Below are 25,994 nucleotides of genomic sequence, written 5' to 3'. Positions count from 1 at the left end.
ACTTTGCCGCGGGATACTGGGTGTGCGCCGCGGCGCTGCTGGCCGGCATAGTGCTTTATCTCTTCAAGAGCGACGATCAGCCCCTGCCTGCCGGTGAGCGTCCCGCGTTCAGGCTGCTTGGATTCCTCCGGGGCTTCTGGGTCTCGCCCAAACGCTACCCGGACTTCGCATGGGCTTGGCTGACCAGGTTCCTGGTGAGCACAGGCAATCACATGGTGACGATCTACTTGCTCTTCTTCCTGGGGGACGCAGTACGCCTGAAGGAGACCGAAGGCATTGAACCCGAAGTCGGAGTTCTTGTGGTTACGGGCCTGTACGCGGTCACCGTGATCATTACCAGTGTTGTAGGCGGAAGGCTGAGTGACAGGATGGGCAAGCGGAAGCCTTTGGTGATTGCTTCATCAGCCATCATCGCAATGGCCTCGCTGATCCTCGCTTTCGCACCGACCTGGGTCGGGGCGATTTCCGGCGCCTTGGTGCTGGGGATCGGCTTTGGAGCCTACCTGGCAGTCGACTTCGCGCTGATCACCCAGGTCCTCCCCGCAGCCCTCGACCGCGGAAAGGACCTAGGCGTCGTCAATATCGCCAACTCCCTGCCGCAGGTATTGGCGCCGGCAATCGCCTATCTGTTCGTCAAGAACCTTGGCGGCTACGTCTCGCTGTACGTAGCCGCAGCCGTGATCGGGCTCCTGGGAGCCGTCTTCGTGGTGAAAATCAAGAGCGTGGCCTAGAAGACGGCCGTGAATTCGCCCCAGCCCCACCCCACGACGCCGGATCCTTTCCAGCCGCCCGCGTTGTTGCCGTAGTACATGCGCATTTGCCCGGCGGTGTCGATGCCCCAGACGTCGTTCACGCCGTCGCCATCGAAGTCGCCCACGCCGCCCAGCTTGGTGATGGCGTTCCAGCCCTGCCCTATGACCCGGCTTGTGGTCCATCCACCTGAACCGTTGCCGCCGTAGAAGACGAGGTTTCCTGCGGAGTTCCTGGCGAGGACGTCGGGTTTGCGGTCGCCGTCGAAGTCGCCGGGGGAGAAGATCGCGGTCATGCCGTTCCATCCCCACCCCACGGTCGAGGCAACCAGGAAGCCGCCGTAGCCATTGCCCGGATAGAGGACCAGTTCGCCGTTTGTCTTGCGGGCCAGGAGGTCGTTGTTGCCATCGCCGTTGAAGTCCCCTGCGGCGAAGATCGAGTTGAAGATTCCCCAGCCCCACCCGATTTGTTGGCGGGGGTTCCAGCCTCCGTACCACGTGCCTGGGTACAGGAAGAGGGAGCCGGCAGCATCGCGGGCAATAACGTCGTTCTCGCCGTCATTGTTGAAGTCGCCCGCCGCGATCATCGTGTTGAAGATGTTCCAGCCGGACCCGACCTCGTAGGCCTGCTTCCAAGTGCCGTTTCCTCCGGTGGGAAACAGCCCGAGCCGGCCCCATGAATCACGGATCAGCAGACTCATTGTGAAAGGGTCCCAGTAGTTGTCACGGTAGAACCCGCTGGTGTGGGGACGATCGAGGCTGACTGTGGAGGAATAGTTGAAGTCCAAGGCATCCAACGGAACGGCCGCTGTTCCGGAGCTCGGAAGGTTGTCCGGGTTGTAGTTCAGGGATCCGTCACGCCAGTACACGATGATGTGGCCGGCCTCGGTCTGAATTTCCACGTATTGGGCACGGTAGCTGCCCGGCGCGGCTCCCGGCGCGAAGAAGACTTCGAACGTGTACGTGGAGTCCGTTGGGTTGTAGGAACCTTGGGTCACCTCGCGGTGGACCGTGCCCGTAGCTGTGTTCCGGAAGGCGACGTAAACGTCTGCGATCGGTGCTGAGGCTTTGAGGGTGATCCGTGACTGGGCATGTCCGCCGGCACCGATGGACGTTGGGGTGGTGGAGACTGCTACCGGGACGGGAGCGAACGCGTCGTCGGCCAGCGCTGCAGGTGCCGAGCCCAGGCCGCTGATAAGAAGAAAAAACGTGACGAATACCGCGAGCCAAGTGCGCGCACTGCGCGCAGGAGTGATCCCCATTGTTCCCCCAAGTCAGGCTGGTTGCAGATAACCGAGCCGGTGTAAGTGACTTGAGGGTACATCGGGAAGGCCGGCGTCTGGGAATTTCCTGGGAACATTTCCAGGCCTAAAGCAAGTCAAACCCCAAAATCAACCGAAATCGGCTTAGAACACCGGGTTGAACGCGCCCCAACCCCAGCCGATGACGCCCGAACCGTTCCACCCGCCGTCGCCGTTGCCGTAGTAAGCCAACAACTGGCCGGAACCGTCCACGGCGAACACGTCCACATTGCCGTTGGCGTCGATGTCTCCTGCTGCGGCAATGGCGGACATGCCGCCCCAGCCCCAGCCGATGGTTGCTGAGCCGCGCCAACCGCTGGCGCCGTCGCCGGCGTAAAGACGGAGGTTGCCGGATGTATCGCGGGCCAGGATGTCGACGTCGTGGTCACCGTTGAAGTCGCCGGGGGTGATGATCTGGTTGAGGATGTTCCACCCGGTGCCCACCAAGGAGCGGTTAAGCCAACCGCCCTGCCCGTTGCCGGGGTAGAGGTACAGGTTTCCGGAGGTATCCCTGGCGAGGACGTCGTTAACGCCGTCGCCGTTAAAATCGCCGGGAGAGACGATCGACGTGAAGCCGTTCCAGCCGCTGCCGATTTGGCGACCGGCTACGAAGCCGCCGTTGCCTGTGCCTTCGTAGAGGAACAGCCGGCCTGCCGAGTCCTTGGCGAGGACGTCGTTGGCGCCGTTACCGCTGAAGTCGCCGGGCGAGAGCACTGTGTCGAAGCCGTTCCAGCCGGGGCCAATAGTGCGCGCCGGTTCCCAGGCGCTGTTGATCCGGGGATAGAGCATGAGCGCTCCGTCGGTGCGGCGTGCGAGCAGCTCGAAGGCGCCGCGGCCTGTGAAGCCGTTGGCCCGGTTGGACGCTGAAACAGGCTGGGTCTCCTCGCTGGACACCTGCTGGCCTCCGCACCCGTTCTGGCTGGCTACAAGGTGTGCCGCAATGGTTTTGCCCTGGTCTTCTTCAGTGAGGACGTAGTTTGGCCACTGCCTGGAGGAAATGACACCGTCGCGGGTCCAGTAGATGCTGTAGTCGGGACCGGCCGCGAGGCCGCAGCCCATGTACGAGCCCTGTTCGATCTCCACAGTGAGTGTTGATCCGACGAACGGCGCTCCGTGGACCACCGGCTGGTCGGGATCCGCGGCGGCCATGGCGGGCGCCGGTGCGAAAGTGACTGCGGCGACGATTGCGGCCGCAATTCCAGCCACCGCCCGGCGCACGCCGAACGTAGGGCGTGATGAAGCGCTCATGGTGTCCTCCCCAGACTTATGCCCTTATATGATACCGCTGCTGGGAGTTACCTAGAAGATCGCTGTGAAACCACCCCAGCCGCTGCCGACGACTTCCGAACCCCGCCACCCGGTCCGGCCGTCGCTGTAATAAACCACCAGGCGTCCTTGCGGATCCACGCCGTAGACGTCCGGGGAGCCGTCCCTGTCGAAATCTCCGGCGGCACCCAACGACTTCAAGGCACTCCATCCGACGCCGATCAGCCAGGACCGCGCCCAACCGCCTGCGCCGTTGCCGCCGTAGAAATAGAGGTAGCCGTTGCGGTCGCGCGCCAAGACGTCGGTTTTGCCGTCGCCGTTGAAATCGCCGGGTGTCAGGAGGGCGTCCATCACCTGCCAGCCCTGTCCGACGGCGGTCCGCGCCAACCAGCCCCCGGAGCCGTTGCCGGGGTAAAGGTAAAGGGCGCCGCCGGGCTCGCGGGCAAGAACGTCATTGGTGCCGTCCCCGTTGAAGTCTCCGGGGCTGACGATGGAATCGAAGATGTTCCAGCCCTTGCCGATGGTTTGGGCGGGTTTCCACCCTCCCATGCCGTCGCCGGCGTAAAGGTAGAGGGTTCCTGCGGCGTCCCTGGCAAGGACGTCGGATTTGCCGTCGCCGTTGAAGTCGCCGGGGGAGAGGAGCGTGTTGAAGCCCTGCCAACCCCAGCCGACGGTGCGGGCCGGGTCCCACGCTTTGCCAGTGCGCCCGTAGAGCGACAACGTGCCGTCGCCGCCCCGGGCCAGGAGTTCGAAGGACCGGCCGGTGAATCCCCTGGCCCTGTTGACGGCCCCCACGGGCGCTGTCTCGTTGCTGTGCAGGGTCTCACCGGAGCATGAGTTCTTGCTGGCCGTGAGGTGCGCGGCCATCCGTCCCCCGGTGTCGTCCTGCTGCAGCACGTAGCTTCGACCGGTTTCGCCGGCTACCAGGAATCCGTCGCGGGTCCAGTAGATGGTGAAGTCCGGTCCCTTGCCGCCCCCGCACCCGTAAAACGTGTAGGGGCCGATCTCGGTGGTCAGCGTCTTCCCGACAAAAGGTTCACCCTGGACCACGGGGTCCGGTCCGTTGCTGGGCGCCGCCGACGCCGGCAGGGGAGTAAGTGCTATGGCCGCCGCCGCTGCGGTCAACGCCGCTGCTGCCATCCGGCGTCGTAATTTCCCCATGTGTGTGCCTTCCGCGCGAGACTGAAACCTCCCAGAAGTTTAGGGTGCCGGCCCGCGAATACCGGGAACGGCATGCTGTGCCGGTGCTCGAGGGGCTTTCAGGAAACGGCCAAGAAGCTCCCGTATCATTGATGCGGTCGGTCAGCAGGGGCCCCTCGCTCCAGTCCGCCGCGTCCTTGCCAGCTTCCCAGGAAATCGTCGGAGATGTCTGCAGCAAATTCACTGGAACCGTACTCCCTGGACCTGACCACAGGGCTTCCCCGCATGGCTGCCGCACCTACCACGCCGCGGCAGCTGTTGCGTTATGCCCGCATCCTCCGGACGGCAGCAGGTTTTGCCCAGCGCCAATTCGACACGCTGAGCCTTTCCGACGTCGCTGCACGCGCCGATGTGCCCCTCGGCACCCTCTACCGGTACTTCCCTTCCACTGCGCACCTCATGTTGGCGGTGTACCGGCAGCAGTTGCGGGAATTGCGCGACGGCGTCCGGCAGCGGCAGGGGAACGGCCACGCCCTTGCGGGCCTGATGATGGAAATTTTCCACCTCCGGGTCATGCAGCCGGGCGTGGAGCACTGCCTGATCCGCCCCGCGGGAAAGGACAGCGACACAGCCCAGCTGCTGCGGGAGATCGATGCCCTGTCCGAAGAAGTGGTGGTCTCACTGAGTTCGGACCCTGGCAAAGACCCCGTGAAGGCGCGCATCCTGTTGCATCTTGTGAGTGGTCTGGTCCAGGCCGTGCGGTGCCGGCGGTTGTCGTTGTTCGAAGCGGAGAAGGACCTCAAGAAGGCCTGCAGCCTCGTAGCCGGCGAGTGAACGCGACTCGGGCAGCCAAGGTTCCACACCCCGGCCCTTCGCGCTGGTCTAGACCTCTAGTGGCCAAAAGGGCCCATTTTGGCATGACCTGAATCACATTTTGTTCTGCAAAAACGTTTTACTCTCGAATCGTCTCTTTAGGTATTGAATCTACCTCTCCCCGACGTTCCCTAGGCTGGAATAACCGAAGCGGCTAGCAGCCCAAATCTTCAGACTCACCGCCGGGCCAGCCACCATTGGCCCGAACCCGCAGTTCTGTCCCTGCCATTCACCACGCCGTGGGTCCACGGCTAGCCTGAGGAGACAAAGACGTGTCCACTGAGACAATTTCACCTGACAACACCACCGCCCTTGTGCTGACCGAAGAGGAAATCTTCAAGGCCCATGAAGGCGGAAAGCTGACCGTATCCAGCACGGTCCCCCTCAATGACAAGCGCGATCTTTCCATCGCGTACACACCCGGCGTCGCCGAGGTCAGCCGCGCCATCCATGCAGATCCGAAGCTGGCCCGCACCCACACCTGGGCCGAGCGCCTTGTAGTTGTGGTCAGCGACGGCACGGCAGTCCTTGGCCTGGGCAACATCGGCGCAAGCGCCTCCCTGCCGGTCATGGAAGGCAAGTCCGCACTGTTCAAGACCTTCGGCGATCTGGATTCCATCCCGCTGGTCCTCAACACCACGGATGTTGACGAGATCATTGAAACCCTGGTCCGCCTCCGCCCGAGCTTTGGCGCGGTCAACCTCGAGGACATCTCCGCTCCGCGCTGCTTTGAACTGGAAGAGCGCCTCATTGAGGCCCTCGACTGCCCCGTCATGCACGATGACCAGCACGGCACCGCCGTCGTGGTCCTTGCCGCCTTGACCAATGCAGCAAAGGTGACCAACCGCGAGATCGAAAATCTCAAGGTTGTTGTGTCCGGCGCAGGCGCGGCAGGCATCGCCATCGCCGAGATCCTCCTGGCCGTGGGTGTCAAGGACGTCATCCTGCTCGACTCCAAGGGTGTCATCAACGCAGAGCGCGCCGATCTCGTGGCTGATGCCGGCAGCGTCAAGGCACGCTTCGCCCAGCGCACCAATCCCCGCGGTGTTACCGGCGGACCGGGCGAGGCACTTACCGGCGCTGACGTCTTTGTAGGCGTCTCCTCCTCCAAGCTGGCCGAGGAGCACCTGAAGCTCATGAACGACCAGTCGATCGTGTTCGCCCTTTCCAACCCGGACCCCGAGGTCCTGCCCGAGGTCGCACGCCAGCACGCAGCCGTTGTAGCCACCGGTCGCAGCGACTTCCCGAACCAGATCAACAACGTCCTGGCCTTCCCAGGCATCTTCCGCGGCGCCCTGGACGCCGGTGCACGCCGTATCACCTCTGAGATGAAGATCGCGGCAGCCCGGGCCATCGCCCAGCTGGCCGAAGAGGACCTTTCCGCCGACTACATCGTGCCGAGCCCGCTTGATGCCCGCGTGGCACCTGCCGTCACCGCGGCTGTAGCGGCTGCTGTCACCAAGTAGCGGCCACCGCATCAACGACGACGGCGACGCCCCCTCATGGGGAGCGTCGCCGTCGTTTTTGCCTAAGGCAGTTCGTGCCCGGCCTGGCGGCTGTGTCCGGCGTGGCGGGCCGGACCGCAAGGTGCCACCTAGACTGGGCCCATGAATGCCGAAGTGATTGTGACCATCCTGTGCGGCCTTGCCATTGCCGTGGGCGTCGCCGGAGTGATCATCCCGATCCTGCCCGGCAGCATCCTCATCGGAGTGAGTTTGCTGGCCTGGGCCATCTGGGGTGGAGCAGGGACGCTTGGCTGGGTGATCTTCGCCGTCGGCATGGTGTTTGTGGTGGCCGGGATGGCTGCCAGCGCGGTGCTGACCGGGAGGAAGCTCATGCAACACGGCATCCCCAACAGGTCAGTGCTGGCCGGGGTCGTGGTGGGCGTCGTGGGCATGTTCGTCATCCCCGTGGTGGGGCTCTTTGTGGGATTTGCGCTCGGTTTGCTGCTGAGCGAGGTGGCACGCACCCGCGATCTGCGGACCGCCGCACGCTCCAGCCTGGCTGCCCTCAAGGCCACCGGCATCGGTATCCTCGTGGAGTTCGGACTGGCGTGTGCGGCGGCCAGCACATGGGTGATCGGGGTGTGGATCAACGCGGTCAACGGTTAATCGCCGGCGCCGAGTTGGCACTTAATGACAATGGCGGGGCGCAACATTGTCATCAAATGCCAACTCGGCGGAGGCTTTAGCGGAGCGCGGGCTCCGGGTTGCGCACCTGGGCCGGGCGGAACGAGGCCCCGGCCCCGGGGAACGTCGGAACATCGATGCGTGCGTGCGTGTGGATCTCCTTCACCGTTGACGCCGTGTGCCCGGCGATCTCGGCCAGGGTCGTGACCCACATGCCGTCCAGGTCCTTCACCCGTTCGATCAGCTGTTCCAAGGCCACGGCGCGGGAGGGCCGGCCGGAGATGAAGGGGTGGTTGGTCAGGACGAAGCAGCTGCCCTGCGAGTGGTGGGCCTGGGCTTCGAGGGTCCACATTTCCAACGCCTTGGCGGGGCTCTCGATGACTCCGCTGCCGGTGACTCCAGGGTAGAAGGCGTACTGTTCCCAATCGTCCAGGGCCCAGTCCACGGGGATCTCCACGATGTCACGGGAGTCACCGTCGGCGACGGCCATGCGGTAGGGGGCATCGCCGTCGAGCAGGCTCGAATCGTAGAGGAAGCCGCGGTCGGCCAGCAGGGCCGGCGACTGCCAGTTCAGCTCCCACCAAGGCGCCCGATACCCCACCGGGCGCACGCCGGCAACTTTGTGGAGCGCGTCCAATCCGCGGTCCAGGTAGCTGGCTTCAGTGGCGGCGTCGATTCCCTGCATGGGCTCGTGAAGGTAGCCGTGGTGGCCGATTTCATGGCCGGCGTCGGCAATCCGGCGCACCACGTCGGGGTAGCTCTCGGCCGTGAATCCCGGGACGAAGAACGTTCCCTTGACGCCCTGCCGGTCCAGGATTCGCAGGATCCGCGGGACGGCAATCTTTGGGCCATAGGACTGGTGGCTCATGAGGGACATGCGGCGGGTGCTGGTGGGGTCGTGCGCGATGGTGCAGGACTCGGCATCAACATCGAAGGTGAAGGACGCTGCTGCCCTGAAGCCTTCCGGCCAGCTGGTGGGATGCAGGGAATCCTCGAAGGCGGGGTTGTTCATGGATCGATCCTTACTTTGCCGGCGCTTGCGCGGCGGGTTCGTGGGCGGGTGCCGGTGCCGGCTGTGTCATTGAAACGTGGTTGGACTCAGCGAGAAGAAACCTTTTGTGGGCGCGGGGGCCGAGGACGGCGTAGCAGGCAGCGCTGGTAAGGCCGCCGGCCAACCAGGACAGGTCCCAGCCGCCGAGTGCGACGGCAATCGGTCCCTGCATGACGGGAATCAGCCCGTACATGAACAGCCAAGTGGAGAGGATGCCGGCAAGGAGGGAGACGACGCCGGCCCAGTTGACCACCGGCAGGCGGTGCGTGCCCACGCCGTCGAAGAGGCGTTCCACCTTGGCGGGCCAGCGCTTTTCCAGCCAGAAGTAGTGGACCAGCATGATGCCGCCCCAGGCTGCAACCCAGGCCACCAGGCCGATCAGCCAGGCGTCAAGAACGGCCGCGAAGTCTTCCTGGAAGATGAAGAAGATGACCGCAATCAGGGAGAAGACGCCGACGAACAGATTGAGCTTGCGCCGGTTGATGTTGATGTCCAGGGCCTGGGTGGCCACGGAGAAGGTGTAGATGTTCAGGATGTTCGTGGCAATCGGCCCGTGCAGGACCATCAGGAGCACCGGAAGGGCGAGAACGCCGAAGTTCTGCACGATCAGCTTGCCGGGATCCACTTCCCCGCTGTTGGTCGCAAGGCTTGCACCGAGGACACCGAGCCAGACCACCGGAATGAACTGGCCCAGAACGGACGCCAGGTAGACCTTGCGCTTGGGGACCGAGGTGCTCACGAACCGCGAGTAGTCGGCCGCGTACGTGAACCACGTGATGCCCCAGCCAATGCCGATGGCGGTCATGACGGCGCTCATAGCTGCGATGCGCTCGGAGCCCTGAAGGATGTTGCCGGCCGGACCCGCGTAACCCCAGTCGATCTTCATGCCGAACCATGCCACAGCGGACATCACTGCCAGGATGATGATGGTGGGAGGGACGGTCCATTTTTCGAATGCCGCAATGGCTTTGTAGCCAAACCAGGCGATCGCCACCTGCGCGGCCATGATGGCGGTGGCTACCCCGATCTTCCACGCATAGTTGGGAGCGTCCGGGTCCACCCAGCCGAGGGTGCCGAAGAGGGCCATCACCAGGTCGAGGATGATCCAGGTGTTCACAGCGCACCAGCCGATGACAAGGAGTGCCTGGATGGCTGCGGGAAGGTAGTTGCCGCGCCGTCCGAATGCTGCACGTGCCAGGACCATGCCGGTGGCCCCGGTCTTTTGGCCCAGCAGGACGAAGCAGCCGAAGAGGAGCATGCCGATCAGGTTTCCCAGCACCAGGACAGTGACGGTGTCTGCGAAGCCGAGGCCCAGATGGATACCGAGTGCGCCCAGCACCCAGTTGATGGGAGCCAGGTTGGCGCCCGCCCAGATCCAGAACTGTCCGGATACTTTGCGGGTGCGGTCCGACTCGGGAATTGGTTGAAGCCAGGCTTCGCTGTCGTGGGCCGGCGCCGTTGCCGGGCCCGACTGCGGACCACCCGTCTGTGCTTGAGAGAGGTTGTCTTGCATGGGGAGAGCCTCCGTTTATGAAAGGGACTCTCTAAGGCTATGTGTGCCAAGTCACAGCAACAAGATACTATGTGTCATGAAGAAGTAGATCTCAAGTGACGGAGTGTCATGTCCATTCTCCTCGGTGAAGCGTTGAGTACCAACAGTCTGAAAGAGGCTGATCCTCGGCTGCTCACGGACGTCCCCGGCGCGTTATCCAGGCCAGTCCGCTGGGTCCATTCCAGCGAAGTCCTGGACATCGCTCCGCTGCTCAGGGGCGGGGAACTCCTGCTCAGCGGAGGCCAGGCGCTCGCCGGCGTGAGCAGCGAGCGGCGGAGCGCCTACGTCGCTGAACTTGCTGCCCGCCGGATTGCGGCATTGGCGCTGGAAACAGGTCCGGCCCTCCCCGAAATTCCGGCCACCATGCTGGAGGACGCCCAAGCCTCGGGACTGCCCATCATCGAGTTGCGCCGTCAGGCGCCCTTTGTTGGAATCATGCAGGAAATCAACTCCCTGCTGGTGAGCGAATCCGTGGAGCACCTGCAACTGGGAGACCAGGCGAGCCACGCCATGGCAGCAGAGCTCGCGCACGGGGCCGGTTTGGACCAGTTGCTCGCCGTACTGGCAGAAAAGACCGGCGTCGGCGCCCGGCTGGTGTCGCCGTCGGGCTTGACCCTCGGGGCCGCGGGCCCCGCGACTGAGGAAGGCGGCAGCGTTACCGTATTGGACGTGCCGGTTCGGGGCGTCCTTGCCGCCCGGCTGGAGCTGGAAGTGCCCGACGGCGGAGACAGCGGCCTCGCTCGGGTGGCGGGGGAGAGGTCGGTGGACATCCTCGGCCTTGCCCTCATGCAGCGAATGCCCCCGGGGTTGAAGGAGATGGCCGGGCTCGAACTGATGAGGGCCATCAATTCCGGCAGCCAGCCGTGGCAGCTGCACCAATTGGGTCCTGCCTCGGGGTTCCCCGTTGACGGTGCCGTAGCCGCCGTCGTTGTCCGCTCGGCAGGGTCGGGGCACCTGCGTGCCGCGGTCGATGCCGCCCTGGCCCACTGCGTTCCGCACAGCGCCAGCTACGCCAATAACGCTGAGCTGATTGCGCTGGCGGCCCTGCCGGAAGATGTGGCCGGTGCGCGTGCCGGGTTGCTGGAAGCGCTCCGGTCCCTGGAACTGCCAACCGGCGCTGCTGTTGCCGTGGGGCCTGCGGGAAAGGGGATCGACCAGGCCCCCTGGTCCTTGGCCGAGGCGCGGCTGACTCTTGATCTGCCGCTCGGAATGGGGGGTGTGCTTGACGCGGAGGCCTTCGCCGTTGAGCGTCTGGCGCACGGAGCACTCGACGCGGAGGTTCGTGAAAGGTTCGTGGGGCAGCAACTCGGCGGCGTGCTGGAACATGACCGGTTGAGGAAGTCGGCGCTGCTGCGGACGCTCACTGTGTGGCTGGATTCGGGATGCAACACCGCACAAGCGGCCAGGGAGCTCCACTTGGAGCGGCAGTCCATGCATCAAAGGCTGCAGCGCATTTTTGAACTCTGCGGTGGCGATCCGAGGGGGACGGGCCGGCTGGCGGGGCTGCACTTGGCCACGAGGTTGGCCCGGTTCTAGCCATCCTTAAACACCGAATCGCGGGACCACTACCCCGGTCGCCGGAAAAGAACGGCGAAGAGGCAGCGGACCCGCGAAGTCGGCCCGCAGAAGGGGAGAGCAAGGACTACTTCAACACAATCGTCCTGTTCCCATTCAGGATGATCCGCCCTTCGCAGTGCCAACGAACGGCGTTGCTCAAAGCCTTGCACTCCGTGTCCCGACCGGCCGCTACGAGGTCTTCCGGTCCGAACGTGTGGTCCACCTCCACAACCTGCTGCGAGATGATCGGTCCTTCGTCGAGCTCGCCGTTGACGTAGTGCGCGGTGGCGCCCACGGTCTTGACGCCTCGTGCATAAGCCTGGTGATAGGGCTTGGCGCCCTTGAAGCTCGGAAGGAACGAATGGTGGATGTTGATGGCCCGGCCGTCCAGCTTCCGGGCAAGATCGTCGCTGAGGACCTGCATATAGCGGGCAAGCACCACAAGCTCAACGTCGAGTTCGTCGATGATGTCCAGCAGGCGGGCCTCGGCGGCCGGCTTGGTGGCTGCGGTGACGGGCACGTGGAAGTACGGAATCCCGTGCCACTCAACGAGACCCTGGTGGTCCAGGTGGTTGGACACCACACCCACCACGTCAATGGGAAGCTCACCGATCCGTGCCCTGAACAAGAGGTCGTTCAGGCAGTGCCCGAACTTGGAGACCATGATCAGCACCTTGCGCTTGTAGCCTTGCCGCTCCAATTGCCAGTTCATGCCGTACTTCTCGCCAACGGGAGCGAAGGAGGCCCGCAGGGTGTCCACGGTGGTGTCGTCGCCGTCAGACGCGAAATGCACGCGCATGAAGAAGTGCCCCTCGGCGCGGTCGCCGAACTGCTTGTTGTCGATGATGTCGCAGCCGTGCTCCAGCAGGAATCCGGAGACCGCGTGCACAATGCCGGGGCCTTCCGGGCAGTCCAGCGTGAGCACGTGCTCCACCGACGTCCCGGAGGATACAGAGGCAGAAGGTTCAGTTTGAATGGCAGTCATTGCTAGCACTCCACTACGTTGACGGCGAGGCCTCCACGGGAGGTCTCCTTGTACTTGGATTTCATGTCGGCGCCGGTTTCCCGCATGGTCTTGATGGCCTTGTCGAGGGAGACCTTGTGGCTGCCGTCGCCATGGAGCGCGAGGCGTGCGGCGTTGATGGCCTTGACGCTCGCGATCGCATTGCGTTCAATGCACGGAATCTGCACCAGCCCGCCCACGGGATCGCAGGTCAGGCCAAGGTTGTGTTCAATGCCCACTTCCGCCGCGTTTTCCACCTGCCTCGGCGTTCCGCCCAGGACTTCGCAGAGCCCTGCGGCTGCCATGGAGCAGGCAGAACCCACCTCGCCCTGGCAACCCACCTCGGCACCGGAAATGGAGGCGTTGATCTTGAACAGGATCCCGACGGCGGCCGCCGCCAGCAGGAACCGTACGACGCCGTCGTCGTCTGCTCCCGGAACGAACTTGGTGTAATAGTGCAGCACCGCCGGCACAATCCCGGCCGCGCCATTGGTGGGTGCCGTGACGATCCTGCCACCGGCCGCGTTCTCTTCGTTGACGGCCAAGGCGAACAGGTTCACCCATTCCATGGCCAGCAATGGATCGCTGCTGTTGGCTGCCTCGGCCTCCGCAAGCTTCTTGAACAACGACGGCGCCCGTCGCCTAACGCTCAAACCGCCCGGCAGGATGCCCTCGGCAGAGCAGCCGTTGTCCACGCATTCGCGCATGACTGCCCAGATGCCCAGGAGGCGTTCACGCAACTCCTCCTCCGAGCGCCACACCAGCTCATTGGCCAGCATGATGTCGGAGATCGATTTGCCCTCGCGTTCACAGATGGCAAGGAGCTCGTCTCCGGTGGTGAAGGGGTAGGGCAGGACCGTGGTGTCCGGCACGATCTTTTCCGTGCCGGTGACGTCGCCGTCCACCACAAAGCCGCCGCCGATGGAGTAGTAGCTGCGCTCCCGCAGCACCGTGCCCGTGTGGTCCAGGGCGCGGAAGGTCATGCCGTTGGGGTGCGCCGGGAGGGACTTGCGGCGGTGCAGGACCACGTCCTCGTCCCAGTTGAAGTCCACCCGGTGGCTGCCGCCCAGGCGCAGCTCGGCATCCAGTGCAGCAGCTGCCACCTGGTCATCTGCGGTGCGCGTATCCACGGTTTCGGGGGAGTGGCCCTGCAACCCCAGGACCACGGCCTTGTCCGAGCCGTGCCCCCGGCCGGTGGCGCCCAGCGAGCCAAAGAGCTCTGCCTGGACGCGCACCGTTGCCGGAAGCTGGCCGGACGATTCGAGTCCGTCAGTGAACTGCTTAGCCGCCCGCATCGGGCCCACCGTGTGTGAAGACGATGGCCCGATGCCGACGGAAAACAGGTCAAGCACACTCAGTGCCATTACGGAACCTCAGGCGACGCGTACTCCCGCATTGAATCGAGGAGCCAGCGGCCCAGGAAGTCCGCGAACGAGGCCCGGGGGAAGATCCGGAACGTCTGGTCGTCGGTCTTCCAGAGAACCACCGGAATGTGCCCGATTTCCGTGGACAGGGCAGTTCCTGCCTTCAGGACGCGCGGGTGGAGGTCCAGTGCGCAGCTCTTCTCGAGGACTGCACGGGCACGGCTGCCGGAGAGTTCGAACGTGGTCCGGTTGGCGGAGAGGTCCACCACCTGGCCGGAGTCGCTGCCCAGTGCCGCGGTCAGATCGGAGACCAGGGAGCCGCCGAGGGAGTCGTGGGACTCCTCGGGAGCAACCACAAGGAACTCGGTCGGGCCGAGCCACAGGGTGCTGATGGCACCCGAGCCCGTCACCTCGCCGCTGGCGGCAGGCAAGCTGCCGGTGATCGCAGCTACCCGGGAGCCGGCGTCGGAGTTCCTGTTGACCCGGAGGCCCACCTGGGTCTGGTAGGGGATTTCCCTGAGCGTCACCTTGCCGGCCACCGAGCCGTTGGCGAAGGCCTCGGCGAGGTGCTGCGCCGGGCTGCGGCGGGCCTCACGTACGCGGTCGACGGTTTCTGCGGAGGTTGCTGTCTCAGCCATCTTTGCGGGTCCCTTCAGCATCGAAAAGTACGGTTTCGCCAACAACCACGTCCACCAGCTGGTCTCCCACGGAAGCCTGGAGGGTTTCGCCGATGCGGTTGCGGCCGTTTTGGATCAGGGCCAGGCCGAACGAACGGCCCAAAGCGGCACTGTGGTAGCTGGAGGTCACGAAGCCTTCCATGGGAACGGGACCGTAGGCCGGGTTGACCGCGATGCCCTTCTCAACAAGCTGGGTGCCCTCGGGGAGCTTCAACGAGTGGTCGGCAGGCAGGACGCTCACCAGGTGCTTGCGATCCTCGCGCTTGGAGTCCGCGCGGAGGTAGGAACGCTTGCCGATGAAGTCCTTGGCCTTGGAGACGATCCACTCCATGCCGGCATCCTGCGGGGTGACCGTGCCGTCGGTGTCCTGGCCGACGATCGGGTAACCCTTCTCGGCGCGGAGGACGTGCATGGTTTCCGTGCCGTACGGGGTGATGTTGAACTCGGCACCCGCGGCAGCAACTGCTTCCCAGGTGTTGAGCCCGTACCAGGACGGAACATTGATTTCGTAGGCCAGTTCACCGGAGAAGGAGATCCGGCAGACGCGAGCCTGAACGCCGGAGGCCAGCGTGGTCTCGCGGAACGTCATGAACGGGAAGTTCTCTGCTTCCAGCCCGCCGTTTTCTGCCAGCTGCGGGGCCACCTTGGCGATGACTTCACGCGACTTGGGACCGACCACCGCGATGGTGCTCCACTGCTCCGTGACGGAGGTGAAAACAACATCGAGTTCCGGCCACTCCGTCTGGTGCCACTCTTCCAGCCAGTCCAGCACCTTGGCTGCGCCGCTGGTAGTGGTGGTCATGAAGTAGGTGTCCTCATCCAGGCGGAGGGTCACGCCGTCGTCGAAGATCATGCCGTCAAGGGTGCACATGACGCCGTAGCGGGCCGAACCCGGAGCGAGCTTCTTGAACGCGTTGGTGTAGACGCGGTTCAGGAATTCGCCGGCGTCCTTGCCGCGGATCTCGATCTTGCCCAGGGTGGTGGCATCCATGAAACCGACGGAGTCGCGGACTGCTGCGCATTCACGGAGAACCGCGGTGTCCATGTCCTCGCCGTCCTGCGGGTAGTACCAGGGACGTTTCCACTGTCCGACGTCTTCGAACAGGGCGCCCTGGGCAACGTGCCACGGGTGGATGGAGGTGACGCGGGCGGGATCGAACAGCTCGCCGCGCTGGCGGCCGGCCAATGCTGCGAAGGCCACCGGGGTGAACGGCGCGCGGTACGCGGTGGTACCGATTTCGCCGATGCCCGGAACAGCGTCAGCGCCGCCGTGCTTGAGGGCCGCGGCGATCACGCCGATCGCGTTGACGCCGGAGGTCTTGCCTTGGTCGTTGGCGGTGCTGATGGAGGTGTACCGCTTCACGTGCTCTACCGAACGCATGCCGGCGCCGGTGGAACGGAGGACATCCGCCACGGACTGGTCGCGCTGGAAGTCGACGAAGTGGTTGTGCCACTCGCCCGGTTCACCCGTCTGGCCCGGAACCAGCCACAGCTGGCGGGTGGGGGCGCTCGCTACCGGTGCCGTGAGTTCGGACGGAGTCACGGTGGACTCAAAGCCAGCTGCGATCGACGCCGCCGCGCCGGCGGAGATACCCTCTGCGAGGCAGTCCTGCAGTTCGTAGCTGCCGCGGCCTGCGCCCACAACCTGCTGGTCGCGGACCACGCTGGAGGGGATGAACGCTGCGAGGTCGTCGTCCCAACGCAGCTTGCCCTGGCGCTGGCTGTGGAGGTGGACCACCGGGCTCCAGCCACCGGAAACAGCGAGGACATCGGCGGCGATCTGCTCGACGCCCGAGGTGAGTTCGCCGTCGTCGTTGATGCTGCGGACGGTCACGCCGTTCAGGCGACCGGCCTCATCGGCGCTGGTATCGGCAACTGCGCTGCCGATCAGGACGCGGAGGCCGGATTCGACGGCGGCTGCGGCCTTTTCGCTGATCTGCGGACGGGCGTCGACGACGGCGGCAACCGGAATGCCTGCTGCCTTCAGGTCCGCGGCGAGCAGGTAGGCGGAGTCGTTGGTGGTGCTGATGACGACGCGCTGGCCGACTGCGACGGCGTAGCGGTTCAGGTAGGTGCGGACGGCGGAGGCGAGCATGATGCCCGGGCGGTCGTTGTTTTCGAACACCAGGGGACGCTCGTGGGCGCCGGGGGCCAGGACCGCCTGTGCAGCACGGATGTGCCAAATACGCGTGCGGGAAACTCCGGGGGCTGCCGGGACGGTGAGGTGGTCCGTGCGGTTCTGGGCTGCAATGAAGTAGTTCGAGTCGTAGGAACCGAAGGCGGTGGTGCGGTGCAGGACAGTGCATTCCTCGGCGGAAACCAGTTCGGCTTCAACGTCTGCGATCCATTCGAGGGCGGGCTTGCCTTCGATTTCTTCGGCGAGTCCCTCCGCCGTGGAGGCAGAGAGCAAGGAGCCACCGAGTTCGGGCTGGTCGTCGATCAGGATGACCCTTGCGCCGGTGCGGACGGCTTCACGTGCTGCCGCCAAACCTGCAACACCGCCACCGACCACCAGGACGTCGGTGTGGACGTACTTCTTGTCGTATTCGGCTTTGTCCTCGGCCGGGTCCAATTTGCCCAAACCGGAGAGGAGTTCTATGTTCTGTCCGTCGACCAGCGAAACAGCTGTCGCCGGGAGCATGGACTCAGCAACGTGGCCGGGGAAGCGGGGCGCGATCTTCACCAGCGCGTTCGGCTCCTCGACACCTGCAGCCATGATGCCGCGGGGGCGGTCCTCGTAGAGGGAGTTGCCGGCGTTGATGTGGCCGTTGGCCAGGAGGGCCGAAGCGATAGTGTCACCAGGGTGGCCAACGAATTCCTGGCCATCCACGGTGAACCGCCAGGTGATGCTGCGGTCGATGCGGCCGCCGGTGGCGAGGCGGGCGTTCTTGCTGCTCACTTCCGGGCTCCTTCCGGGGAGGTGGTTGTGGTGGGGGCGCCGGGTGCCAGGCCCGGAGTGCCGGCCTGGCCCTGTGCTGATTGGTCTGCTGCCTTGCGGCCCGGGAGATCCGGCCGCGGTGAGCCCATGGCGTAGATGGAGTGGATGTCGTAGCTCACGGTGTCGCGCAGCATGTTGAACCACTGACGGCAACCGGTGCTGTGGACCCAGCGCTCGGCAAAGGTGCCCTTGGTGTTCTCGCGGTAGAACAGGTATTCAGCCCATTCGCGGTCCGTGAGGTCGTTCGGGTTTTCGGGGTAGGGCACGTGTGCCTGTCCGCCGTAGTGGAATTCGGTTTCGTCGCGTGGCCCGCAGTTGGGGCATGAGATGAGAAGCATGTCTTTGCCTTCCTAGTGGGCCACGGCTGCGGCGCCGTGTTCGTCGATGAGGGCGCCGGTTTCGAAGCGTTCCAGCGCGAAGGGCTTGTTGAGCTTGTGGGGTGCACCCGTGGCGATGGTGTGGGCGAAGGTCAGGCCCGCCGCCGGGGTTCCCTTGAAGCCGCCGGTTCCCCAGCCGCAGTTGACGAACATGTTCTCCACCGGAGTGAGGCCCACAATCGGGGAAGCATCCAGCGTGGTGTCAACAATGCCGCCCCACGTCCGGAGAACGTGTGCCCGGGCGAAGATCGGGAAGAGCTCCACGGCTGCTGCCATCTGCTCCTCGATCACATGGAAGGAGCCGCGCTGGCCGTAGCCGTTGTAGGAGTCGACGCCGGCACCCATCACCAGTTCGCCCTTATGGGCCTGGGAAACGTACACGTGAACGTGGTTGGACATGACCACCGTGGGGTGGACGGGCTCGTGCAGTTCGGACACCAGTGCCTGCAGCGGGTGGGACTGGATGGGAAGGCGGAAGCCTGCCATCTCTGCCAGTACGGAGCTGTGGCCGGCGGCGCAGAGGCCAACCTTTTCAGTGTTGATGGTGCCGCGCGTGGTCTTGACGCCGGTGACACGGTCGCCGTCCTTGATGAAGCCGGTGACTTCACAGTTCTGGATGATGTCAACGCCCATTTCGTCGCACTTGCGGGCGAATGCCCAGGCAACGTGGTCGTGCTTGGCGATGCCGGCACGCGGCTGGTAAGTGGCGCCCATGACCGGGTAGCGGATGTTGTCGCTCGTGTTCAGGATGGGGCAGAGTTCCTTGACCTGGTCCGGCTCCAGCCATTCGGCGTCCACACCGTTCAGGCGGTTGGCACCCACGCGACGCATGCTCTCGCGGACGTCACCCAGCGTGTGCGCGAGGTTCATCACGCCGCGCTGGCTGAACAGGAAATCGTACTCGAGTTCCTCGGGAAGGATTTCCCAGAGTTTGAGGGCGTGCTCGTAAATGGCGGCGCTCTCGTCCCAGAGGTAGTTGGAGCGGATGATGGTGGTGTTGCGGGCCATGTTGCCGCCGGCGAGCCAGCCCTTTTCCAGGATGGCAATGTTGGTCATGCCATGGTTCTTGGCCAGGAAGTAGGCGGTGGCCAGGCCGTGCCCGCCGCCGCCGACGATCACTGCGTCGTACGACTTTTTGGGTTCCGGGTTGCGCCAGAGGAAGTCAGGGTGTTCGGGGAGGTGGTCGACACTCACTGGGCTGCTCCAATCATTTCTGCTTCGAGTACGGATTCGGCGCCATTCCTGTTGCTGGAAAGGTGCGGATACAGGGGGAACTTTTCCGCCAGCGCGGTGACGCGGGTACGGAGTTCGACGGCGGTCCGGTCATCCAAGGTGCCGGTGCCGGCCGAGGCGATCAACGCCGTCGCAATAATGTCTGCAACTTCGGTGAACTCTTCGGCTCCGAAACCGCGGGCCGCCAGTGCGGGCGTGCCGACGCGGAGTCCCGAGGAGACCATCGGCGGACGGGGGTCGAAAGGAACGGCGTTGCGGTTGACGGTGATGCCGATGCGGTGCAGGGCATCTTCGCCCTGCTGGCCGTTGAGTTCGGAGTTGCGAAGGTCAACCAGGACCAGGTGGACGTCGGTGCCACCGCTGACGACGGAGATGCCGGCGGCTGCAACGTCTTCCTTGAGGAGGCGCTCGGCCAGGATCTTGGAGCCTTCGAGGACGCGTTCCTGGCGTTCCTTGAACTCAGGCTCTGCCGCGAACTTGAAGGCGACGGCCTTGGCGGCGATGACGTGCTCCAGCGGTCCACCCTGCTGTCCGGGGAACACTGCGGAGTTGACCTTCTTGGCGATGTCGGCGTCGTTGGTGAGGATGACGCCGCCGCGGGGTCCGCCGAGGGTCTTGTGCGTGGTGCTGGTGACGATGTGTGCGTGGGGGACCGGGCTCGGGTGCAGTCCTGCTGCCACCAGGCCGGCGAAGTGTGCCATGTCCACCATGAGGTAGGCGCCAACGGAGTCGGCGATGCGGCGGAACTCCGCGAAGTCCAACTGGCGGGAGTAGGCGGACCAGCCGGCAACGATCAGCTGCGGCTTGTTCTCGAGTGCAAGGCGCTCCACCTCTGCCATGTCGATGGTGTGGGTGTCTTCCCGCACGCTGTACGGAACGACGTTGTAGAGCTTGCCGGAGAAATTGATCCGCATGCCGTGGGTAAGGTGTCCACCGTGCGCGAGGTTGAGGCCCATGATGGTATCGCCGGGCGTGATCAGCGCGTGCATGGCAGCGGCGTTGGCCTGGGCGCCGGAGTGCGGCTGTACATTGGCGAATCCGGCTCCGAAGAGCGACTTCAGGCGGTCAATGGCCAGCTGTTCGATCACATCTACGTGTTCGCAGCCGCCGTAGTAGCGCTTGCCGGGGTAGCCTTCGGCGTACTTGTTGGTGAGCACCGAGCCCTGTGCCTCCATGACGGCGGTGGGGGCGAAGTTCTCTGAAGCGATCATCTCCAGCGTGGACTGCTGGCGGATGAGTTCCTGGGCGATCGCCTGATCAACCTCCGGGTCCGCTTGGGCGAGCGAGCGGATCAGCGGTTCAACCATGGTGTTCTCCTTAGAAGTACTTGTAGTTGCTGACTGTTAGTCAACTAATATATTAGAACTTCTGCCATGGTATGTTGGAGATCACATAGTCGTCAACAGGTCAGCGGCAACTCGTCCAGCAGACTGGGGAAATACGACCACGGGGAGTAGGCCATGAGCACAGCTTTGGAAGCACTGGAATCCGCTCCGCAGGGAGCGTCCCTCGCGGAGAATGCCTACCTGCTCCTGCGCGACAGGCTCATCATGCTGGACATCAAGCCGGGCGATCCCATCAACGACGGCCAGATCGCGGCCGAGCTTGGAATTGGCCGCACGCCCGTGCGCGAGGCGATCAAGCGGTTGGAGAGCGACCACCTTGTGGTGTCCTACCCTCGCCGCGGCACGTTCGCCACGGGTGTGGACATTACCCAGCTGGCGGAGGTCTCCGAGATTCGCGAGCTCTTGGAGCCCCTGGCCTCGCGCAAAGCGGCGCGGATGGCCAGCCCTGCCATGCGGGACGAGCTGCGCGCCGTGGCCGCGGCCATCCGCGACCTCGAAGGCCAAGACGCCTCCTCCAAGGAACTCATGCGCTACGACATCCAGGTGCACCGGCTCATCTATAAGGCCTCGGCCAACGCCCACCTTGAGGACGTCCTGATCCGGTATGACAACCTCGCCACCCGTATCTGGTGCCATATGCTGGAAAAGATGCCCTCGGTTTCCGGGCACATCTCCGAGCACGCCGAGCTCCTGACTGCCATTGCCGACGGGGATGAAGAACTCGCCGCCAAACTGGCCATGCATCACGTGGTGAGCTTCGAAGAGACCATCCGCAAGGTCCTCTAACCCACCCCCGCGTCCCTCTATCGCGTCCCGCCCCTTTTCCGGCGTCCCTCTATCACGTCCCGCCCCTATTGCCGGGATGCTCTATCACCTCCCGCCCCTATTGCCGGGATGCTCTATCAGCTGGGTGTATCCACAGGCGTGCGGGTGATCTGAACTTCTCCTGGGGCTGCGTACCGCCACGACCCACATTCGGCCGTCCTCCCCGCAAGTTCCCCCAAATTTTCGGCGTGTCACCGTCCAGTGCCTTCAACGTGGGTCGTGGCGGCACAAGGCGATTGCACACCGTCGCCCCGTCACGCCAGGCCGACTCTTTCGGTCCGGCGTAGGGCTCGGCCGTCGGCTTCTACCCATCCCTGCTTCTGAGTCCTGACCATTGGCAAGCAACGGGGCGGAGCGGCCGCGACTCCGAGGCATGTCTTGTGGTTGCCAAACTGGTCGGCTTGGCTTCAGCCCCTCGTTTCCCGGCGCCCTCTGCCTGTTGTTTATGGCCACCAGCGTTCCGGGATGTGAGAGAGGAAGGCCGAAAAGGGCGTGGGGTGTGAGAGAGGAAGGCCGAAAAGGGCGTGGGATGTGAGAGAGGGACGCCGAAAAGGGGGCGGGATGTGAGAGAGCGTTCGGGGGTGGTGGGGGATATTGGGGGCATTTCTGCCCAGCCTGTGCCTTTGAATGCAACGACGTTGATATAAGTGCAACAACGGCATTGGAGGGAGATTGAGGGCATTCTCCTGCCTGCCGTCGATGAAAAGTAGTGGCGGCATTTCGCAGACAAAAGAAACTCACCCTTGACCGTGGTCCCGCTCACACTTAGTCTGGTGCAACAGCGTTGCGTTCAATGCAACCCCAATCAACTTGGTGGAACATGAGTAACGAATCCAATCCCGTGGCGGCCATTTCGGAAGACCTGTCCAACGGCGGACAGGGAACCACCCCCGCCCCCAAAATTTCAGTTAGCAGGGACACGCGACGGCGCGTGGTCACGGCCAGCTTCATCGGCAACTTCGTAGAATGGTTCGACTACGCCGTCTACGGCTACCTTGCCGGAATCATCTCGACCGTCTTCTTCCCGGAGTCCGATCGTCAGACAGCACTCCTGGCAACGTTCGGCGTCTTTGCGATCTCCTTTTTTGTGCGACCCATTGGTGGTTTCATCTGGGGCCACATCGGCGACAGGATCGGACGCAAGCAGGCGTTGTCCCTGTCCATCCTGCTGATGTCGGTTGCTACTTTCTGCATCGCACTGATCCCGGGATACGCAACCATCGGCGTCATGGCGCCGATCCTGCTCCTGCTGGTCAGGGTTGTGCAGGGATTCTCGGCAGCAGGCGAATATGCAGGAGCCTCCGCATTCCTGGTGGAGTACGCGCCCGCACATCGGCGCGGACTCTATGCCGCCGTCGTACCTGCAAGCACCGCGGCGGGACTGCTGCTGGGGTCGCTTCTGGCCGCGCTGCTGACCTCAGTGATGAGTGCGGAGCAGCTCAACGAATGGGGCTGGCGCCTACCCTTCCTCCTGGCAGCGCCCATGGGCCTGATCGGCCGGTACATCCGGACGAAACTGGAGGATACGCCCGCCTTCCGCGAGCTCGCCGAGACAGATCACGCAGTCAAGGCCCCGGCATTTGCGATGTTCAGGACCTACCGCAAGCAGCTCGTCATCGCTACTGGAGCGGTCTTGCTGAATGCCGTCGGCTTTTACGTCATCCTCAGCTACATGCCCACGTACCTCTCGGAGGAATTGGGATTCGGTGCGGCGGAATCGTTCCTCGCAACCACCATCGCACTGGCCAGCTACATCGGCTTCATCTTCCTCACGGGCATTGCTTCGGACAGGTTCGGCCGGAAGAAGATGCTCATCATCGCAGCGGTGCTGTTCAGCGTCCTGACCGTCCCGGCTTTCATGCTGCTGGACTCCGGAAGCTTCGTGGTGATCGTCTTCGTCCAGATCCTCCTCGGCGGCATGCTCACCCTGAACGACGGAACCCTGCCCAGCTTCCTGGCGGAACTCTTCCCCACAAAGGTTCGCTACACCGGGTTCGCGGTCAGCTTCAACCTCTCCAACGCCCTGTTTGGTGGCACTGCCCCGTTCATGGCCACCCTCCTCATTGGCATGACACACAACCAGCTGGCACCCGGTTGGTACCTGGTCGCCGCCTCCCTTGTTTCCCTCATCGCAGTCCTCTTCGCCGCAGAGACTTCCCGCAAGCCCCTGCAGCAGGACTGAAACAACCACACCCCATTGAAAGGAAAGAACCATGACCATCACGCAGAACGAGGCTGTCAACGACGTCGCCAAGCTCGAGCGCCTCAAGGTCCTCAACAACGGTGAGAAAGTGTCGCTGACCTTCTCCGACGCCGAGTTCGAGCGCCGTCTCGCCGGACTCCGCCGCATCATGGCAGAAAAGGACCTCGACGCCGTCGTCCTCACCAGCTACCACTCCATCAAGTACTACTCCGACTTCCTCTTCACCTACTTCGGCCGTTCTTACGGGATGGTGGTCACCAAGGATGACACCGTCACCATCACGGCAAATATCGACGCCGGCATGCCTTGGCGCCGCAGCTACGGCGAGAACCTCGTGTACACGGACTGGCGCCGTGACAACTACATCCACGCCATCCAGGAAGTCCTGCGCACCCGCGGCATCAAGCCGCGCCGCATCGGCGTCGAAGATGACTCCTTGCCGCTGGACAACCGCAACAAGATCCAGGCGGCGTTCGCCGACGCAACGCTGGTGGATGTTGCCCAGGCTGCGATGCGTCAGCGCATGATCAAGTCCACCGAGGAAATCGAGGTCATCAAGCACGGTGCCCGCATCGGCGACCTTGGCGGCGAGGCCATCCGCAACGCCATCACGGCCGGAATCACGGAGTACGAAGTCGCTTTGATCGGCACCGAAGCCATGGTCCACGAGATCGCCCGGACGTTCCCGAACTCCGAAATCCGCGATACGTGGGTGTGGTTCCAGTCCGGCATCAACACCGACGGCGCCCACAACTGGGCAACCACCCGCAAGATCCAGGAACACGACATCCTGTCCCTGAACTGCTTCCCGATGACCAGCGGCTACTACACGGCCCTGGAGCGGACCTTGTTCTACGGCGAGCCTGATGCCCGTTCCCTGGAACTCTGGAACATCAACGTCGAGGTCCACAAGCGTGGCCTGGAACTCATCAAGCCCGGCGCGGTCTGCAAGGACATCGCTGCCGAACTGAACGAGATCTACGTCAGCCACGGACTCCTCGCGAACCGGACCTTCGGCTACGGTCACTCCTTCGGCGTGCTGAGCCACTACTACGGGCGTGAGGCCGGGTTGGAACTCCGCGAGGACATCGACACCGTGCTGGAGCCGGGCATGGTGGTCTCGATGGAACCGATGATCACTGTGCTGGACGGCCAGCCCGGTGCCGGCGGTTACCGCGAGCACGACATCCTGGTTGTGGGCGAGGACGGCGCGGAGAACATCACCAAGTTCCCGTTCGGCCCCGAGTACAACATCATCGGAGCCTAGCGCGGTGCGGCCGGCGGACGCAGTGCACGGCGTCCGCCGGCCGTCCCGGCCCTTCCGGTCCAGCCGGTACCGAGCCAACCGCTGCAGCGAAATATAGTGAGACCCATGACTCCCACCGAATCCTCCGAGACTCCTGACGGCAGCAACACTAACGGCGACGGCAAAGGCACGTCGGTCATCGTTAACGCCATTGCCGTGCTGAAGAGTTTCAGCGCCGAGGAGCCCTTGCTCGGAGTCACTGAGATTGCCGGCCGCATCGGACTGCATAAGAGCACCGTTTCGCGGATACTGGCCACTTTGGAGCAAGAGGGTTTGGTAGAGCGCGACGTCGATTCGCGCAGGTTCCGCTTGGGGCTGGGGATGATCGCCATGGCGGGCCCCCTCCTGGCGGAACTCGAAGAGCGGCGCGTGGCCTATCCCGTCCTCCGCGAGCTGACCGAGCGGACAGGTGAGACCAGCGCACTCATGGTGTGGAACGGCGTCGAATCCATGTGCGTGGAGCAGATCCCGAGCCGGCACCAGGTGAAACACCTTGCCCCGTTGGGGGCGCGCTACAGCGAAGCTTTGAGTTCCTCGGTCCAGGTGTTCCTCGCCGCCGAGGACCAGGACCGCGTCCGGAGCCTTCTCCGCAGCGGTTCGGTCACACTGCCCAGCCTGGATGCCGACGCCGTTGAGTCGTACCTCCGGCGGCTGGAGGAAACATCGAAGCGCGGATGGGCCGTCAATTTTGGGGAAACCTCCATTGAGGAGGTTGGGGTTGCCTCGCCCGTTTACGATCACCGCGGCGACATCGTGGCTTCGGTCCTGATCCCGGCCCCGAAGTTCCGCGTCTCGCGGGACACCCTCAACAGTCTCGGAGAAGCCTGCGCGGATGCGGCGGCCAAGGTGACGTCGCGCCTGGGTGGACGCCCTCCCGCCTGATTGGTCCCACGGCCACCGTCGAGATGGCATTTGATGACAGTCCGAGGCCTCAACATACCTATTAGCTGCCATCTCGGCGTGGGGCTGCAGCGGGCCGGATTGCGTGGAAAGTGTGGCTGGCATGGAACGAACACGCCCCTCCTTGTGACGACGGCGGCAATTGCGCTTGGAGGCTGAAAGCCTAATGTTTCGCTTGCTTTCCCGGCGGCATTGCTGCTCGGT

Annotated in this window: 21 protein-coding genes; 9 read left to right on the top strand and 12 right to left on the bottom strand. The window is 64.0% G+C overall.

Annotated features, from left to right (window positions below; all coding sequences use genetic code 11):
- Nucleotides 1-731, top strand: a 731-nt coding sequence (locus OCL88_RS17065) for an MFS transporter (protein ID WP_264963282.1), incomplete at its 5' end; no start/stop codon positions are given.
- Here the strand turns inward: OCL88_RS17065 and OCL88_RS17060 are convergent.
- From OCL88_RS17060 to OCL88_RS17050, 3 genes are all read right to left on the bottom strand, one after another.
- Nucleotides 728-2,011, bottom strand: a complete 1,284-nt coding sequence (locus OCL88_RS17060; protein WP_264963281.1) for an FG-GAP repeat domain-containing protein — start codon at nt 2,009-2,011, stop codon at nt 728-730. The two genes, OCL88_RS17065 and OCL88_RS17060, sit on opposite strands and share 4 nt — an antisense overlap.
- Before the next feature lie 144 nt (nt 2,012-2,155).
- Nucleotides 2,156-3,298 (bottom strand): FG-GAP repeat domain-containing protein, encoded by a 1,143-nt coding sequence (locus tag OCL88_RS17055; protein ID WP_264963280.1) that lies wholly within the window; start codon nt 3,296-3,298, stop codon nt 2,156-2,158.
- A 51-nt stretch (nt 3,299-3,349) separates the two neighbouring features.
- Nucleotides 3,350-4,477 carry an FG-GAP repeat domain-containing protein gene (locus OCL88_RS17050; RefSeq protein ID WP_264963279.1) on the bottom strand — a complete coding sequence of 376 codons (1,128 nt, stop codon included), beginning with the start codon at nt 4,475-4,477 and terminating at the stop codon, nt 3,350-3,352.
- Between the two features lie 204 nt (nt 4,478-4,681).
- On the opposite strand from OCL88_RS17050, the gene OCL88_RS17045 reads away from it, so the two are divergent.
- The 3 genes from OCL88_RS17045 to OCL88_RS17035 all read left to right on the top strand — a co-directional run bounded on the left by OCL88_RS17045 (nt 4,682) and on the right by OCL88_RS17035 (nt 7,440).
- Nucleotides 4,682-5,290: a TetR/AcrR family transcriptional regulator gene (locus tag OCL88_RS17045; protein ID WP_264963278.1), complete on the top strand. Its 609-nt coding sequence runs from the start codon at nt 4,682-4,684 to the stop codon at nt 5,288-5,290.
- A gap of 311 nt (nt 5,291-5,601) precedes the next feature.
- Nucleotides 5,602-6,795, top strand: a complete 1,194-nt coding sequence (locus OCL88_RS17040; protein WP_069696236.1) for an NADP-dependent malic enzyme — start codon at nt 5,602-5,604, stop codon at nt 6,793-6,795.
- Nucleotides 6,796-6,936: 141 nt separating this feature from the next.
- Nucleotides 6,937-7,440 (top strand): DUF456 domain-containing protein, encoded by a 504-nt coding sequence (locus OCL88_RS17035; RefSeq protein WP_166185941.1) that lies wholly within the window; start codon nt 6,937-6,939, stop codon nt 7,438-7,440.
- A 76-nt stretch (nt 7,441-7,516) separates the two neighbouring features.
- Here the strand turns inward: OCL88_RS17035 and OCL88_RS17030 are convergent, their stop codons facing one another.
- Nucleotides 7,517-8,470 (bottom strand): polysaccharide deacetylase family protein, encoded by a 954-nt coding sequence (locus OCL88_RS17030; RefSeq protein ID WP_264963277.1) that lies wholly within the window; start codon nt 8,468-8,470, stop codon nt 7,517-7,519.
- 10 nt (nt 8,471-8,480) lie between these two features.
- Nucleotides 8,481-10,022, bottom strand: a complete 1,542-nt coding sequence (locus OCL88_RS17025; RefSeq protein ID WP_264963276.1) for a purine-cytosine permease family protein — start codon at nt 10,020-10,022, stop codon at nt 8,481-8,483.
- Nucleotides 10,023-10,130: 108 nt separating this feature from the next.
- On the opposite strand from OCL88_RS17025, the gene OCL88_RS17020 reads away from it, so the two are divergent.
- The gene (locus OCL88_RS17020) at nt 10,131-11,597 is read left to right on the top strand and encodes a PucR family transcriptional regulator (RefSeq protein WP_264963275.1); all 1,467 of its coding nucleotides are present in this window, start codon (nt 10,131-10,133) and stop codon (nt 11,595-11,597) included.
- Between the two features lie 106 nt (nt 11,598-11,703).
- Here the strand turns inward: OCL88_RS17020 and purU are convergent, their stop codons facing one another.
- From purU to glyA, 7 genes are read right to left on the bottom strand one after another with little or no spacing between them, the layout of a single operon-like run.
- Nucleotides 11,704-12,603, bottom strand: coding sequence for a formyltetrahydrofolate deformylase (gene purU / locus OCL88_RS17015; RefSeq protein WP_264963274.1), 900 nt, complete (start codon nt 12,601-12,603; stop codon nt 11,704-11,706).
- A gap of 2 nt (nt 12,604-12,605) precedes the next feature.
- A complete protein-coding gene (locus OCL88_RS17010) occupies nt 12,606-13,985 on the bottom strand; it encodes an L-serine ammonia-lyase (RefSeq protein WP_264963273.1) in 1,380 nt (459 codons plus the stop codon).
- Nucleotides 13,985-14,623, bottom strand: a complete 639-nt coding sequence (locus OCL88_RS17005) for a sarcosine oxidase subunit gamma (RefSeq protein ID WP_264963272.1) — start codon at nt 14,621-14,623, stop codon at nt 13,985-13,987. The genes OCL88_RS17010 and OCL88_RS17005 overlap by 1 nt, the downstream gene beginning before the upstream one ends.
- Entirely contained in the window at nt 14,616-17,561 is a 2,946-nt protein-coding gene (locus OCL88_RS17000) for a 2Fe-2S iron-sulfur cluster-binding protein (RefSeq protein ID WP_264963271.1), read from the bottom strand. Before OCL88_RS17000 ends, OCL88_RS17005 begins: the two co-directional genes overlap by 8 nt.
- Nucleotides 17,558-17,938 (bottom strand): sarcosine oxidase subunit delta, encoded by a 381-nt coding sequence (locus OCL88_RS16995; RefSeq protein WP_264963270.1) that lies wholly within the window; start codon nt 17,936-17,938, stop codon nt 17,558-17,560. The genes OCL88_RS17000 and OCL88_RS16995 overlap by 4 nt, the downstream gene beginning before the upstream one ends.
- Nucleotides 17,939-17,950: 12 nt before the next feature.
- Nucleotides 17,951-19,171 (bottom strand): sarcosine oxidase subunit beta family protein, encoded by a 1,221-nt coding sequence (locus OCL88_RS16990; protein ID WP_021473929.1) that lies wholly within the window; start codon nt 19,169-19,171, stop codon nt 17,951-17,953.
- Nucleotides 19,168-20,517: a serine hydroxymethyltransferase gene (glyA, locus tag OCL88_RS16985; RefSeq protein WP_264963269.1), complete on the bottom strand. Its 1,350-nt coding sequence runs from the start codon at nt 20,515-20,517 to the stop codon at nt 19,168-19,170. Before glyA ends, OCL88_RS16990 begins: the two co-directional genes overlap by 4 nt.
- Before the next feature lie 153 nt (nt 20,518-20,670).
- On the opposite strand from glyA, the gene OCL88_RS16980 reads away from it, so the two are divergent.
- The 4 genes from OCL88_RS16980 (at nt 20,671) to OCL88_RS16965 (ending at nt 25,772) form a co-directional block, all read left to right on the top strand.
- Complete coding sequence (locus OCL88_RS16980; RefSeq protein WP_062098360.1) at nt 20,671-21,342, top strand: GntR family transcriptional regulator; 672 nt, start codon at nt 20,671-20,673, stop codon at nt 21,340-21,342.
- A gap of 859 nt (nt 21,343-22,201) precedes the next feature.
- Nucleotides 22,202-23,563: an MFS transporter gene (locus OCL88_RS16975; protein ID WP_264963268.1), complete on the top strand. Its 1,362-nt coding sequence runs from the start codon at nt 22,202-22,204 to the stop codon at nt 23,561-23,563.
- Between the two features lie 31 nt (nt 23,564-23,594).
- Nucleotides 23,595-24,851: an aminopeptidase P family protein gene (locus OCL88_RS16970; RefSeq protein WP_264963267.1), complete on the top strand. Its 1,257-nt coding sequence runs from the start codon at nt 23,595-23,597 to the stop codon at nt 24,849-24,851.
- Nucleotides 24,852-24,956: 105 nt separating this feature from the next.
- Nucleotides 24,957-25,772 carry an IclR family transcriptional regulator gene (locus OCL88_RS16965; protein ID WP_264963266.1) on the top strand — a complete coding sequence of 272 codons (816 nt, stop codon included), beginning with the start codon at nt 24,957-24,959 and terminating at the stop codon, nt 25,770-25,772.
- Nucleotides 25,773-25,994 lie beyond the last annotated feature (222 nt).

It is taken from the genome of Paenarthrobacter sp. PAE-2 (assembly GCF_026013155.1).
Taxonomy (GTDB): domain Bacteria; phylum Actinomycetota; class Actinomycetes; order Actinomycetales; family Micrococcaceae; genus Arthrobacter; species Arthrobacter ureafaciens.
Note: the sequence above shows the minus strand (reverse complement) of the source record. Positions and strands in the feature narration are given on the sequence as shown.